We start from the raw sequence: 15391 nt of genomic DNA on the forward strand, positions 1-15391 counted from the left end.
TCGCCTTAGAATCTTTAGAATGAATAAATAAAAAGGATACCACTTGGGGTATCCTTTCTAAAGTACTTTATGTGCTTAAACGGCAGCAGCAACCAATTGTTCTTTGCTTAATACGCCCTGATCAATCAGACGGTTAGTGCTGGCAATAATGGCTTCAATGGATGAAGTCACAATGTTGTCATGCACCCCGGCACCAAAGGCAGATTTACCGGTACCTTTCACCTGCAACTCAACCAAGGCCAAGGCTTTGGCATTGGCACCCGAGCTGATGCCGCGTTCTTCATAGTTCAAGACATCAATTGGTAACTGCAAGGCATCCAAAATGGCCGAGATCGGACCGTTACCTTCACCGCGCAACTGCTGTGTCGAGCCATTCACCACCACTTCAAGTTCAATTACCTGTTTGCCATTGTCATCAGACAATTTATAGCTCTTGGCAGAATAATGTGAATCTTTGGCATCGACATAGGTTTGCTGGAACAATGACCAGATTTGCTGTGCTGAAATTTCAGTGCCTTCTTCATCGGTCACTTGCTGCACCACTTGCGAGAACTCGATTTGTACACGACGCGGCAACACCACGTTGTAGTTCGATTCTAACAAGTAAGCAATCCCGCCTTTACCTGACTGCGAGTTCACCCGAATCACGGCATCATAGTCACGGCCCAAGTCTTTCGGATCGATTGGCAAGTAAGGCATATCCCAGATTTCTTCGTTTTTCTGGTATTCAAAGCCTTTTTTAATCGCATCCTGGTGTGAACCCGAGAACGCCGTGAACACCAAATCACCGGCATATGGATGACGTGGATGCACAGGTAAACCGGTACATTCTTCTACGGTCGCAATAATTTCGTTGATGTTAGAGAAATCCAATTCTGGTGCCACGCCCTGGGTGTACATGTTCAAGGCAATTGCTGCCACGTCAACGTTACCGGTACGCTCGCCGTTACCAAACACACAACCTTCAACACGGTCAGCACCGGCCATAATCGCCAATTCAGAGGCAGCAATACCACAACCACGGTCGTTATGACAGTGAACAGAGATGATCACCCCGTCACGACGTTTGATGTTGCGGTGCATCCACTCGACCTGGTCGGCATATACGTTTGGAGTCGAAACTTCTACAGTCGCAGGCAAGTTTAAGATGACTTTGTTTTCAGGAGAAGCTTCCCAGATTTCAGTCACGGCGTCACAGACATCTTTAGCCACTTCCAATTCGGTTGCGGTGAAACATTCCGGGCTGTACTGGAAAATCCAGTCCGTTTCTGGATATTGCGCTGCGTATTCTTTCACTTTTTCAGCAGCGTTAATGGCCAACTGTTTGGCACCCGCGACATCAACATTCAAGACTTTTTGACGGAAGGTTGGCGAGTTGGAGTTATAGATATGTACAATCGCGCGTTTTGCACCTTCCAATGCTTCAAAGGTACGCTGAATCAAATGGTCACGTGCCTGAACCAAAACCTCGATATACACATCATCTGGAATGTGGTTTTCTTCAATCAATTTACGGGTGAAATCGAAGTCAATTTGTGAAGCAGACGGGAAGCCAATTTCAATATGCTTAAAGCCAATTTTCACCAACATCTGGAACATTTTGAACTTCTGTTCAATGCTCATTGGTTCGAAAATTGCCTGGTTACCATCACGCAGGTCGGTGCTCATCCAGATAGGCGCTTTTGTAATTTCGTTATTCGGCCATTGACGGTCTGGCAAGTCAACACGTTGATACATGCGACGATATTTTTTACTTGGATCAGCCAACATCATGAGGTAACTCCTTGTGAAGCATGGGTTGCTTAAGCTTATAAAAAAGCAACGTACTACTTATATAGATGGTATCTATGGTATCAATTTACAAGCGTATTTCCGGAAAATATTAGGATCAGTCCACATTCTCAGAAAGAGTTGCTACCTGGCTGGTACCGTTCGCGGTCTTGCAAATTCCTAAGATAAATATAAGCCAACTGAAGTGGAAATTATTCTCTTAATTTGCATCATTAAAGGTTGTGGAGATAAAAATTTTCAATGGATCTGGTTTTTGTGAAAAATATAGCGACTATTGATCTCTTGCAGGCGCGCCGTTCCCATTAAAGCCATGGTCACTTCCAGTTCTTCCCGCAAAATTTTAATCACATGCGCCACACCTAACGCACCGGCTACTGCCAGACCATAAATATACGGCCGGCCAATCAGCACGGCGGATGCGCCCAAAGCCAGCGCCTTAAAAATATCGGAGCCGCGGCGGATGCCACCATCCAGCACTAAGGGAAAATTTCCCGGCAGTTGTGCGCGTATCATCTGTAGAGCTGTCAGTGGGCTAATGCAGTCATCTAGCACCCGGCCACCATGATTGGAAATGACCAGTCCCTGTACACCGTATTGCAATGCCAGTTGAGCATCTTCAGGATGCACAATGCCTTTGAGCAGCACCGGTAAAGACGTTTGCTGTACCAGCCAGGCGATATCTTCCCAGGTCGGTGCCTGTTGCATCAGACCATCAAACAGGGGATGTTGCTCTGGCCTGAGGATGGGGGATGTAAAGGAAGATAGATGCGGATGAGGCAGATGCGCCGGCACTTGAAAACCGGCCCGACGTTCACGGTCACGAACGCCGCTATGCGGTGAATCGACGGTCACCACAATGGCTTTAAACTGTTGTTGCTCTGCCAGTTGCACCAGTGCCAGCGATTGTTCGCGATTGCCTTGCCAATACAGCTGAAACCATTTAAGAGAGGTTGTTGGCGCAACTTCACGCAGATCGGTAGTACTTAAATGACTCAGGACCAGATTACTGCCTACTGCTTCTGCTGCGAGGGCAGTGGCTAGTTCACCCTGTGGATGAAACAGTTGCTGATGGCCAACCGGGGCTAGAAAAATTGGATGGGGAAATTCCTGCCCGAACAGTTCGCAGCGGGTATGGCCTTGGCTTAGGTCACGCAGCATTCTGGGCAGCAGTTGCAGCTGCTGAAACTGGTCCAGATTCTGTTGCAGGCTGCGCTCATCCATGGCGCCGCCTTGTAAATAGTGCCAGGTGGCCGGCGTTAAATGTTTGCTGGCCTGAGCTTCATAGTCAGCAATGGTTTGCAGATAAGCGGGAATCTGAGTAAGCGGCGGCAGTGGCTGGGCAGATGTCATAGTTCGCCCCATTGACGCAGCAGATTATGATAATGCGCGGTCAGTTGCAGCACTTGTTCATTATCGCCAAGTTGCTGACGCAGTTGGCCAATGGTCATATCCAGATTAAACAGCATGCTGCGCTGCCAGTCATCGCGAATCATGCTTTGTGCCCAGGTAAAGGCGGCAATGCGCCGCCCGGCAGTGACCGGTTCTACCCGGTGCAGGCTGGTGGCGGGATAGAGAATCACATCACCGGCATCCAGCTTGACTTCATGAGCCCCGTAAGTGTCTTCAATCACCAGTTCACCGCCCTGATATTCTTCCGGTTCAGACAAAAATAAGGTCATGGAAACATCAGTACGAATCAGCTGCTGATGTGCAGCCGAATAATGCACGGCGCTGTCGACATGATTGCCATATGTCCCTTGCTGCTGATAGCAGTTAAACATTGGCCGCAGAATATGTTTGGCTAAGGTCGCAGATTGTACCAGTGGATGCTGTCTCAGTGCCTGTTCAATCTGTTCAGCCACCGCTGGATACACCGGATGCTGCGGGTCAAATTGCAGATTGTGTTTGCTTTTCTTGGCCTGTGGCCCGGCACTGTGCTGGCCATCAATCCAGGCGGTGTGCTGGTCGAGCTGCTGACGGATGTCAGCCACGGCCGCTTTACTGAGAACTTGAGGAACATGCAGCATCATGAGACTTGAATCATCCTTCAGACAGAGCGCTGTCTGTCATCATAAAGCCAAATAAAAAATGAAGCAGCATTTCAGATAAATGCTGCTTCAACAGAACAAAATAAAACTTAGAACTTATAGTTAAAGGTCAGGCTGGCACTGCGCTCCTGACCAAGCGTCATACGCGAACCGCCGTTGTTCAAGGTGCTGATGTACTCTTCATCTGCCAGGTTATAGACATTCAGGTTCAGTGAGGCATTTTCATTGAACTGATAACCGGCCATGGCATCAAATACCACATAGCTTGGAATGCTTGGCATATTGGCTGGAGCAGTGCTGTCGGTGACGACACGTTTTTGCTCATCGACATAACGTGCACCCAGACCCAGTTTAAAGCCGGCAATGTCATAGGTGGTCCATAATGAGGCGGTCCATTCCGGTGACCAGCGCACGCTATCGGTACGGGTCATGACATTGTCACGGAAACTTTGCTGATCTTCCTGTTTGGTTTTCATATGCGCCACACCGGCAGAAATATTCCAGGCATCGGTAATCTGGCCGACTGCACTCAGCTCAACCCCATCGACAATAGTTTTGCCTTCCTGGATGGATTCCTGTGTAATCGCATCTTGGGTAAACTGGTTTTCATTTTCCGTGCGATAGACTGCGGCATTCAGGGCTAGACGGCCATCAAGCAGATCCCATTTGCTACCCAGTTCATAATGATGGGTTTCTTGTGGTTCTGCCGCTGCGCTGTTAATGCCCGACTCAGACATTACAAAGTTGGCGCTGCCCGGTGGGGTTAAGGATTTGCCATAAGAGGCATAAACGCTGCTGTAAGCAGTTGGTTTGTACAGACCGCCAAGTTTCCAGCTCAGCAGGGTGTCATGCGCGCTGATATCTGAAGCTACAAGGGCATTTGTGCCGCGAGGTAAAGATAAGCCTTGATAGTCGGTTTCGTAATAATCTACCCGTACTCCACCGTTTAACTGGAAGCGTTCGCCAAACTTTAAGGTATCAAACAGATAAGCCGCAGCCGTCTGGGTTTCACCATCGCTATAAGCACCGTTATAGATCAGGTCGGCCATTGGATCATTGGGGTTTGGGTTATACAGGTTGGCTTCAGTGGTGGATACTGCAGGCTCATCCGGCATTTGGGTGGCCAGATTGCGGGTGTATTGCTGCTCTTTTAAAAATTCCAGGCCAGCTACCACATCATGTTCAATAGCACCGGTTTTCAGGTTCAAATTTAAAGTGGTCTGGTTGGCCAGAATTTTATTTTCCTGATCAACCCCCTGACGTGAACGGCTGATGGTCCAGTCGGCTGGATTGGTCGAATCATGTGCAGAAATGGTGTTAATCCCGGTCAGGACTCGGTTCATCTGGGTTTGACCCAAACGGGTGATATTAGTCAGTTTTAGATTATCTGCCAGATCACTTTCAATTTTCGCGGTGAACATGTCGGCATTGACATCTTCGTAATCATCTACATGGCCATAATAGTTTTCACGATTAACCTTGCCAGCTTGGGCAATATCTGGATTGGCATTCCAGAAGCCTTCCATACCAATGGTTGGAATACCGCCGTCTGGAATATTACGCTGACGGACGTGTTGTGAATATAAATACAGGCGGGTCGGAGTATTCAGGCCAAAGGCAACAGATGGGGCAATGGCATAACTGTTGTTTTCGAGCACATCACGGCCTTGCACGCCGCCTTCTTGTCCCATGACATTGAGACGAAAAGCGGTATTGTCATTGATGGCTTGGTTGATATCGGCCGAGAGGCGGGCATTTTCTGCGGTATTGTAGCTGGCAGAGACTTCGCTACTGTTTTGCAGATGTGGCAGTTTGCTGACCAGGTTGATATAACCGGATGCTGAACCACGACCGGCTTCGGCACCGGCCGGGCCTTTCACGACTTCAACCTGTTCCAGGTTAAATACATCGCGGCTGACTGCGCCCAAATCACGGATGCCATCGACATAGGTAGAGGTTTGGGTAGAGAAACCACGCATCTGGAAGGTATCACCAGCGCTGGTATTGCCGTTCTCACCCATTTGTAAGGTAATGCCCGGGGTATTGCGTAGCGCTTCGACCAGTGACGTCGCGCCTTGTTCTTTTAATAAGGTTTGATTAATAACAGAAACTGTTTGTGGGGTATCGACCAGTGGCTGGGTCTGTTTCGCGGAGCTGAGCTGATTAGTTTTATATTTATTTTCAGCCTGAGATTTCACCGTGATTTCAGGAAGCTGGGTGACTTCTTCGGTTGCTGTGGTTGCATGTGCCATGAGCGGCAGGGTGGCTGCAAGGGCAACGAATGATGCAGTGCGTTGATGTTTACGGCTCTTAATCTGTGCCATGGTGGTGTATTTCCTGATATGAATGACAAAATTCCCTTACCACAATGATTTGAGTGCGCAGTTCAAATGCAGAGTAATGATGGACTTATTGTATGTGTTCAATAAGTAATGCGAATTTTAGTGATAATAATTCTCAGTAACAATATGAAAATTGGTTAAAACAAGCTAAACAATTAAGAAAATATTTATGGATTGGCTGCATTTAATGAAATAAATCAATAAGAATATTTGAATAATCGTATTTTTGATTTAATTTGATCGGTTTTTGGAATTAAAAAACCCTGCCGGGGCAGGGTTTTGGGTTCTTATGTGAAATCTGGATTAGAAGTCATAAGAGATAGATAACCAGTAGTTGCGGCCTGGGAGGTAAGTACCAGACATACCAGAGGCAATGTCTAAGTATTTGTAAGCAGTTGCGCTGGCGATAATTGGATTACCGTTCTTATCAGTTGAATCATATTGGTAGGTTTGATTGTCTTCAGTAAAATCTTTGTCTAATAAGTTATTTACCGCCATATTAATTCGGATCTGATCATTCACTGTATAACTTGCACCTAAGTTAAACACGTTATAGCCTGCAAATTTATCTCCAAAAATCAAAGACTCTTGATAGTCTGAAGAACCAAGTCCAGATGCTGGTGTTTTGGGTTGGGTCTGGAATCGGTCTTTACTTGAACGATATTCGTGTTGTAACCAGATATCTAAAGCAGGGTTAATATGCCAAGTCGAGGTCGTATTCAGCGCGTGTTTTGGTACGTTGCTGAAGTAAGCGCCTTTATTTTTACCTTTGGTGATCTCAGTTTCCATCAGCGTATAGGCTGTTTTAATATCCCATTCTGGCAATATTGAATAATTTAGGCTAACTTCTAAACCCTTTGTTTCAGCTTCATCTGCATTGGCACTTTGTGTGTATTCGGTCACACCTGTAGCTAAATTGGCACATTCAGGAGAGGCCGGGCAGTTGAATCGTGAAGATATAATTTTGTCTTCAATTTGGTTAAAGAAAGCTGTTGCAGTTAGATTTAATTGATCACTAGGTTGGAAATTAAAACCTAATTCATAGTTAATCGAAGTTTCAGGCTTTAAGTTTGAGTTGCCTAAAGTCGGAGTTTCACCTTGTCCGCTGTAGTTAATAATTCCGTCATGTAAAGCTTTTGGAGATGGAACTTTATAACCTGTACTCACACCACCTTTCACAGTGAAGATATCGTTGGTGTTCCAAACTAAGTAAGCACGTGGACTAAATTGTCCACCAAAACCTGAGTGATCTTCGTAACGTCCCCCAAAGGTAAAACGGAGATTATCTCGTAATGCCCACTCATCTTCTGCGTATAACGACCAGGAATCTTTAGAGAATTCTTGGCCAATACCTGCAATATCATCAGCAACTGTTGCATCTTTATATTCAGCACCTGCAGTCACGGTGTGATTTGCCAAAGGCATGACAATGTGTGAGTCAACAACTAAGTCTGTATTTTCTAAAGTACGATCTTGGCCTTCATATGCATTGTTTGGGAAGGTGCCATTAGGAATCGTACGGCCTATAGTTTCTGTTTCAGTATGGCTAACATAAGTTTTCCATTGACCAAAACTATAGTCACCATCATGTCCTACAGAAACTTGTGTACGGTTAAACTCTAATTCATCTTTATAGCCATTTGCTTTGTTAGGTTTATCAATATTACCTAAACGGTTGTCTTCATTTTTATATTTTTGACTGGAATGGAAGCCGTCTATCCATAAAGTATTTGTATCATTTAACTGGTAAGTAAGCTTAGCACCTGCATCATAATTGTCTGCTTTACTTGGGCGTGGATCACGACCTGTTGAGCCAGGTACTCGCTCTGAACGTTGACGGTCTAAATATGAGCCACGTAGTTGCATACCAAGTCGATCATTGATAATCGGACCATTAACAACAACGCTAGTTTTCCAGGAATCAGCTTCACCATTATGTTCCATTGCATTGCCACTAACCGTGACATTGCCATTCCATTCATTACTGACTTTTTTGGTGATGATGTTGATTACACCACCCATCGCTTCTGAGCCATAGCGGGTTGCCATTGGTCCACGGATGACCTCAATACGTTCAATTGATGAAAGAGGCGGTAAGTAACCATTTGATGATTCACCAAAACCATTAGGCGCAACATCAGAAGAGGTGGTTTGGCGACGTCCATCAATTAAAATCAAAGAATATTCGTTACCTAAACCGCGCATTTTAATATTTAAGCCGGAGGTTTTGCCTACACCATCACGAATATCAATACCAGGTACATCAACTAACAAATCAGCAATACTGGTGGCATTTTTCTTTTCAATATCTTCTTTTGTGACCACGCTAATAGAAGCAGGTGCATTTTTAATATCTTGTTCAAAACCTGCCGCAGAAACCACAATCGTGGATAATTGATGTGTCGGGTCAGCTGTTGTTTCAGTGGTTGTATTTGCAAATGCGGAACTAGCAGAAATTCCAAGAATCGCGAGCGAAAGCGGGCGAAGGTTAAAGGTGCGCATAACCGAATTCCAGTATTGGGATATAAGAAGAATAGTTAAAAATATGAGTTAAAAACCATTGAATATTAATGATAGTACTTATCATTTGCAACAAATATTAGACAATAGACAAAAATAGCGAAGGGAATATGAAGAATTTAAGCCGAAAAATTGTTCTGATCGCTTGTTATTTTGTATATCTTTAAATGTTGTCATATAATATGGCACTTTTTTAAAAACTGTAATTACTAAATATCGAGGAAGCCATGCAAGTAACTTCTGAAGCGGTTTCGGGCGTTGCCCGTCGTTTAAATGTATCTGTACCGACGAGCCGTATTAACGAGCAGTTCGAAGCTCGCTTAAAACGCACAGCTAAAACTGCGAAGATTAACGGCTTCCGTCCAGGTAAAGTGCCTGTAAACGTTGTACGTCGTGAATATGGCGCGGGTATCTATCAAGAAGTTGTAAACGACATCATTCGTGACACCGTATTTGAAGCAATCCAACAAGAAAAAATCAATGCTGTTGGTATGCCAAACATTGAAAAAACTGAAATGAAAGACGACGCTTTAGTATATGAAGCGACTGTTGAAGTTTATCCAGAAGTTGAAGTGAAATTCGAAGGTCTGGAAGTGGAGCGTAAAGCATCTGAAGTTAGCGACAAAGATGTAGATCAAATGATCGAAAACCTGCAAAAGCAGCGCGCAACTTGGGCTGAAACCAAAGGCATGGCGAAAAAAGACATGCAAGTAACTTTTGATTTCGAAGGCACAGTAGATGGCGAGAAATTTGAAGGCGGTTCTGCTGAAGACTTCAAACTGGTATTAGGTTCTGGCCGTATGATCCCGGGCTTTGAAGATGGCATCGTGGGCATGAAAAAAGGCGAAGAGAAAGTTATTGATGTAACTTTCCCGGAAGACTACCAAGCTGAACAGCTGGCAGGTAAAGCAGCTCAGTTCAAAATCAATGTAAAACTAGTTGAAAAACAAAAACTTCCAGAAGTTGATGCTGAATTCTTAAAAATCTTCGGTTTAACTGAAGAAGAAGGCGTTGAAAAGTTAAAAGCTGACGTTCGTAAAAACATGGAACGTGAAGTGAAAAACGGTCTTCGTAACCAGGTGAAAGGTGCAACGTTTGATGCACTGGTTGCTGCGAACGAAATCGAAGTTCCAGAATCTATGGTTAAGCAAGAAATTGACCGTCAACGTCAACAAATGATCCAACAGTTCACGCAACAGTTTGGTGCGCAAGGCGCGAAAGCATTTGACTCAAGCATGCTTCCAGATGAACTGTTCAAAGAACAAGCTGAAAAATCTGTAAAACTTGGCGTATTGGTAAGCAAAGTTTTAGCAGACGCGAAACTTGAAGTAGATGCTGCACGTGTTGATGCTTACATCGAAGACATGGCATCTTCTTATGAAGATCCAAATGAAGTAATTGAATACTTCAAAAATGACAAACAGCAACGTGCTCAAATTGAAGCAGTTGTGTTAGAAGACCAGGTGGTTGATCACATTCTTGCAGCTGCAAAAGTGACTGACAAACAAGTCAGCTACGAAGACTTATTGAAAGAGCAACAAGCTCGTCAACAAGGCTAATTTCAGCTGAAGTAAAAAAGGCGCCTAAGGCGCCTTTTTTATATAATATAAAAACTTGGATGGTTTTAAAGTTTACAAAGCTTATGCAAAAAATATCCATGAATTGTGGGTGAATATTTTGCAATTTAGATGATTATCCCTCATATTGTGATCATGGGTGAACTCACAAGAATTTAGGAATAAATAAACGTATGTATGTTCCATCAATTGATAACGCATTGGTTCCAGTAGTCGTTGAGCAATCATCTCGTGGTGAGCGTTCTTTTGATATTTATTCACGTCTTTTGCGTGAACGGGTGATTTTTTTAACGGGTGAGGTTGAAGACAACATGGCCAACTTGATTGTGGCGCAAATGTTGTTTTTAGAGGCAGAGAACCCAGATAAGGATATTCATTTATACATTAACTCGCCAGGCGGCTCAGTCACAGCCGGTATGGCGATTTATGACACCATGCAGTTTATCAAGCCAGATGTGGTGACTTACTGTATGGGGCAGGCAGCGTCCATGGGTGCATTCCTGCTGAATGCCGGTGCCAAAGGCAAACGTTACTGCCTGGAAAATGCCCGGGTCATGATTCACCAGCCTTTAGGCGGTTTCCGTGGTCAGGCTTCTGATATTGAAATTCATGCGCGTGAAATCCTGTTCATTAAAGAGCGCTTGAACCGTTTGATGGCAGAGCACAGTGGCCAGGACTATGAAAAAGTGGCCAAAGATACCGACCGTGATAACTTTATGACTGCACAGCAGGCCAAAGAATACGGTTTAGTGGACGAAGTGTTATCTAAGCGTCCATAAGTTTTAAAGATTTAAATTGGAGAGAATATGTCCGAACATCCTCAAGGACAAAAACATTGTTCATTTTGCGGTAAAACGCAGTCTGAAGTCGGGAAGCTGATTGCAGGCGAGGACGCATATATCTGTAATGAATGTGTGGACGTATGCCTGGATCTGGTTCAGACCAGTCAACAAGTTGAGTCGAGTGACTGGGCCGCCCGTCCGTTGCCAAAACCGCATGAAATTCGCGCTGCACTGGATCAATATGTGATTGGTCAGGACCTGGCGAAAAAGACCTTATCAGTGGCAGTTTACAACCACTATAAGCGTCTGAAAGTGACGCATAACGGTCAGAAAACCAATGATGCAGTCGAAATTGCCAAAAGTAATATCCTGCTGGTGGGTCCAACTGGTTCGGGTAAAACCTTATTGGCACAGACCTTAGCGCGTTTGCTGGATGTTCCATTTGCCATGGCCGATGCCACCACCTTAACCGAAGCCGGTTATGTGGGTGAAGATGTTGAAAACATCGTGCAGAAGCTGCTGCAAAAAGCCGATTATGATGTCGAAAAGGCGCAAAAAGGCATTATCTATATCGATGAAATCGACAAGATTACCCGTAAGTCTGAAAACCCGTCGATTACCCGTGATGTATCGGGTGAAGGTGTGCAGCAGGCCTTGCTGAAAATGATTGAAGGCACAGTGGCGTCTATTCCGCCGCAGGGTGGCCGCAAGCATCCGCAGCAGGAATTTATCCAGATTGATACTTCAAACATCCTGTTTATCTGTGGTGGTGCATTCTCGGGTCTAGAGAAAATTGTGCAGCAACGTCAGGAAAAAGGTGGTATTGGCTTTACCGCTGAAGTACGTAACAAGGATGAAAGCAAAAAACTGTCTGAACTGTTCCGTCAGGTTGAAGCAACAGATTTGGTGAAATTCGGTTTAATTCCGGAATTTATTGGCCGTTTGCCAGTTATTGCAACGCTGGATGAGCTGGATGAAGATGCATTAATGCAGATTCTGACCGAGCCGAAGAATGCCTTGACGCGTCAATACGAATATCTGTTCGAGATGGAAAATGTCGACCTGATCTTTGATGATGCCGCATTACGTGCGGTGGCGAAAAAAGCCTTGGAACGTAATACAGGTGCGCGTGGTCTGCGTTCAATTCTGGAAAATGCCTTGCTTGAAATCATGTATGACTTGCCAAGTCGTAGTGATGTAGGCACGGTCATCATCACTGAAGCAGTGATTAATGGTCAGGCCAAGCCAGAATTAAAAGCGGAACGTCAAAGCAAAGAAGCTGTGGTAGAACAGCCGAAAGCCGATTTAAAAGTCGTGAATTCAAAAACGGCTTAAGACGCTATTCGTCAGAAACGTGCGGAAATCAACGGTTTTCGCACGTTTTTTTATTTGAAAAAATAAGACAGAGTGCTAATCTCTGCATCAGGGCCTGGATGCCAAACCCAATAAAAATATTGAAAAAGTGTTAAGTGTAAAAATAAAAACGAAGGAATGAGGGATGTTCATGCGTGCTATATCAATCGTATTTCTGGCTGTCGCATTGGCTGGCTGTCATGGGAAGTCGTCAACCGAGGCGCAGCTGCCGCCCACCTCTACGTTAAAAGCTATTGACCAGAATGAAAAGCCAAGTTTGCTGGAACAGTACCGCTTTGGCATGTTTACCATTGGCGGTTGGGTCAATCAGAAACTGGGTCAGCGCTTTCAAGCCATTCAGCCGCAGCATGATCAGGCCGCCGTGGTGTATTTATATCGTCCGGATTCACGCTGGAACCGTCAGGAAATTGTAGCCTCCAGCCTATTTATCAATAGCGAACGCATTCCAAGCCTGCTGCATAATCATTATTACTGGATTGAATTGCCAGCCGGAGATTACCGTTTATCTACCAGTCGTCCTTTAGGCGTGCAGCATTTCCAAAAGCCGAAGTATCTGGATTTTTCCGTTGAAGCAGGCAAGTCCTATTTTATTAAATATGATGAAGAAAATAGCAGTACCCGCCGCACGGTTTCTGGTCCCTTAATCATGATGCCGGAAACGGTAGGTCTCAATGAAATTGCTTTTACTCAATTGAAATCGCACAGTTATAATTTTGTGGCTGAAGACCAGAGCACCGGTAAAATTCGCTCCAAGGCACAAAAAATCAAACATGCTGATTATGACCCGGCCAGCGATGTGCAGTTGACCAAGCCATTTAAATTGTGGGACCCACGCACCTGGTAAAAATGCTTGATATTGAGAAATAAAAAAGCACCCAGATTTGGGTGCTTTTTTAATCGCTTCAACAGCGTTAATTAGCCAGCAGCGGCATCAACCACTGGAATCTTGCCAATTTTAGCTTGCCAGATTTTTGGCGCAGTCGCGTGTACAGAAGTACCGTTTACGTCAACTGCGACAGATACCGGCATGTCTTTTACTACAAACTTGTAGATCGCTTCCATACCCAAGTCTTCAAAAGCAACCACTTCAGCTTCACGGATTGCTTTAGATACCAGGTACGCAGCACCGCCCACAGCCATTAGGTAAGTTGCTTTGTTGTCTTTAATCGCTTCAATGGCTGCAGGACCACGGTCTGCTTTACCAATCATGCCGTAAAGGCCAGTCGCTTCTAGTACTTGACGTGTGAATTTGTCCATACGAGTCGCTGTTGTCGGACCTGCAGGGCCAACCACTTCATCACCGACTGGATCAACAGGGCCTACGTAATAGATGAACTTGCCTTTCAAATCAACCGGTAATTCTTCACCGTTGTTGAGCATGTCAACCATACGTTTGTGTGCAGCATCACGGCCGGTATAGATGGTCCCGTTCAGCAGCAGTGTGTCGCCTGGCTGCCAAGAGTTCATTTCTTCTTGGGTGATGTTGTCGAGGTCAACACGTTTAGACGAAGATGAGTCCCAAGTGACTTCAGGATAATCTTCAAGACGTGGTGCCTGAATATGGGCAACGCCTGAACCATCTAAAGTGAAGTGTGCGTGACGTGTTGCAGCACAGTTCGGAATCATACCGACTGGTTTGCCCGCAGCGTGACAAGGGTAATCTTTAATCTTGATGTCAAGTACAGTGGTTAAACCGCCCAGACCTTGTGCACCAATACCGAGTGCGTTTACTTTTTCGAAGATTTCAATACGAAGTTCTTCAAGTTTATTTTGTGGACCACGACGAAGCAGTTCGTCCATGTTGATCTCTTCCATGAGTGCTTCTTTGGCAAGCATCATGGCTTTTTCAGCAGTACCACCGATCCCGATACCGAGCATACCTGGTGGACACCAGCCTGCACCCATGGTTGGAACAGTTTTCAGTACCCAATCTACAATTGAGTCAGATGGGTTAAGCATTGCCAGTTTAGATTTGTTTTCTGAACCGCCACCTTTGGCTGCAACAGTAATGTCGACTTTGTTGCCTGGAACCAGTTTGTGGTAAATCACCGCAGGGGTGTTGTCTTTGGTGTTCTTGCGACCAAATGCAGGGTCAGCAAGTACAGATGCACGCAGGACGTTCGAATTTTCTAAGTAACCTTGGCGTACACCTTCGTTAATCGCGTCGTCTAAGCTCATTGTTAAATCAAATTTAACATCCATGCCCACTTCAACGAATACGTTGACGATACCGGTATCTTGACAGATTGGGCGGTGACCCTCTGCACACATACGAGAGTTAATTAAGATTTGTGCAATCGCATCTTTTGCAGCTTTGTTTTCTTCACGGTCATACGCACGGCTCATCGCTTGGATGAAATCTTGTGGGTGATAGTAAGAAATGAACTGAAGCGCATCTTTAACCGATGTGATCAAGTCATCTTGCTTGATAATAGTTGTCATATCAAAATTCTCTTGAGCGGGCTGATAGCTAGCGGGCTAAATTATAAGACAAAATGACGGCATTGTGGGCGTTTTAGAAGCGGATTGGCCGAAAGTTTATAGTGATGCTTTTACGCGGGATTTTGGGTGATTTTTACTGTATTTGGCGGGTGGTTTTGTCATATTTGAGCTGAAATTAATGTCATATTACAGCTTAAATTTAGATGAAATTTTATTAAGTTATTGAATTTTAATTATTTAATAAAATTTAAATATTTCAATTTTGTCATATAACTGTCATAAAACTTTCGCATAATTGTCACATCCAAAAACGAGACCTTAAAGATGACAACAGGTATTTTGATGGTTGCGGGCTTTTGTGTATATATCGCTGCAACTTGGATGTATGGCCAAAAAGAAGATCAAGCTTAAGCTTTATCTTCTTTTTTCATTTTAGGCTGATAAAAATAATATTTTTCTCAATTCTCAATTCTCAATTCTCAATTCTCAATTCTCAATTCTCAATTCTCAATTCT

10 protein-coding genes are annotated in these 15391 nt (G+C 44.6%); 4 read left to right on the top strand and 6 right to left on the bottom strand.

Going from position 1 to position 15391, the window contains the following annotated elements:
• Positions 1–75: 75 nt before the first annotated feature.
• From leuA to VF685_RS08135, 5 genes are all read right to left on the bottom strand, one after another.
• Positions 76–1773: a 2-isopropylmalate synthase gene (leuA, locus tag VF685_RS08115; protein WP_005180175.1), complete on the bottom strand. Its 1698-nt coding sequence runs from the start codon at positions 1771–1773 to the stop codon at positions 76–78.
• Between the two features lie 255 nt (positions 1774–2028).
• The gene (locus VF685_RS08120) at positions 2029–3141 is read right to left on the bottom strand and encodes an alpha-hydroxy acid oxidase (protein WP_286384621.1); all 1113 of its coding nucleotides are present in this window, start codon (positions 3139–3141) and stop codon (positions 2029–2031) included.
• Entirely contained in the window at positions 3138–3821 is a 684-nt protein-coding gene (locus VF685_RS08125; protein WP_104471600.1) for a Fe2+-dependent dioxygenase, read from the bottom strand. Before VF685_RS08125 ends, VF685_RS08120 begins: the two co-directional genes overlap by 4 nt.
• A gap of 107 nt (positions 3822–3928) precedes the next feature.
• Positions 3929–6163, bottom strand: coding sequence for a catecholate siderophore receptor Fiu (locus tag VF685_RS08130; RefSeq protein WP_286384620.1), 2235 nt, complete (start codon positions 6161–6163; stop codon positions 3929–3931).
• 321 nt (positions 6164–6484) lie between these two features.
• The gene (locus VF685_RS08135) at positions 6485–8683 is read right to left on the bottom strand and encodes a TonB-dependent receptor domain-containing protein (RefSeq protein WP_104471602.1); all 2199 of its coding nucleotides are present in this window, start codon (positions 8681–8683) and stop codon (positions 6485–6487) included.
• Between the two features lie 245 nt (positions 8684–8928).
• On the opposite strand from VF685_RS08135, the gene tig reads away from it, so the two are divergent.
• The 4 genes from tig to VF685_RS08155 all read left to right on the top strand — a co-directional run bounded on the left by tig (position 8929) and on the right by VF685_RS08155 (position 13278).
• Positions 8929–10260, top strand: a complete 1332-nt coding sequence (gene tig / locus VF685_RS08140) for a trigger factor (protein WP_075167430.1) — start codon at positions 8929–8931, stop codon at positions 10258–10260.
• Positions 10261–10451: 191 nt separating this feature from the next.
• Complete coding sequence (gene clpP / locus VF685_RS08145; RefSeq protein WP_005180162.1) at positions 10452–11057, top strand: ATP-dependent Clp endopeptidase proteolytic subunit ClpP; 606 nt, start codon at positions 10452–10454, stop codon at positions 11055–11057.
• A gap of 27 nt (positions 11058–11084) precedes the next feature.
• Positions 11085–12395 (top strand): ATP-dependent protease ATP-binding subunit ClpX, encoded by a 1311-nt coding sequence (gene clpX, locus VF685_RS08150; protein WP_016658565.1) that lies wholly within the window; start codon positions 11085–11087, stop codon positions 12393–12395.
• A gap of 169 nt (positions 12396–12564) precedes the next feature.
• Positions 12565–13278 carry a DUF2846 domain-containing protein gene (locus tag VF685_RS08155; RefSeq protein WP_005180158.1) on the top strand — a complete coding sequence of 238 codons (714 nt, stop codon included), beginning with the start codon at positions 12565–12567 and terminating at the stop codon, positions 13276–13278.
• A 71-nt stretch (positions 13279–13349) separates the two neighbouring features.
• Here the strand turns inward: VF685_RS08155 and VF685_RS08160 are convergent, their stop codons facing one another.
• Positions 13350–14876 (bottom strand): fumarate hydratase, encoded by a 1527-nt coding sequence (locus VF685_RS08160; RefSeq protein WP_005180157.1) that lies wholly within the window; start codon positions 14874–14876, stop codon positions 13350–13352.
• Positions 14877–15391: the final 515 nt, after the last annotated feature.

Origin of the sequence: Acinetobacter sp. Brlt_5, assembly GCF_051949055.1 — a bacterium.
Classification (GTDB): domain Bacteria; phylum Pseudomonadota; class Gammaproteobacteria; order Pseudomonadales; family Moraxellaceae; genus Acinetobacter; species Acinetobacter indicus.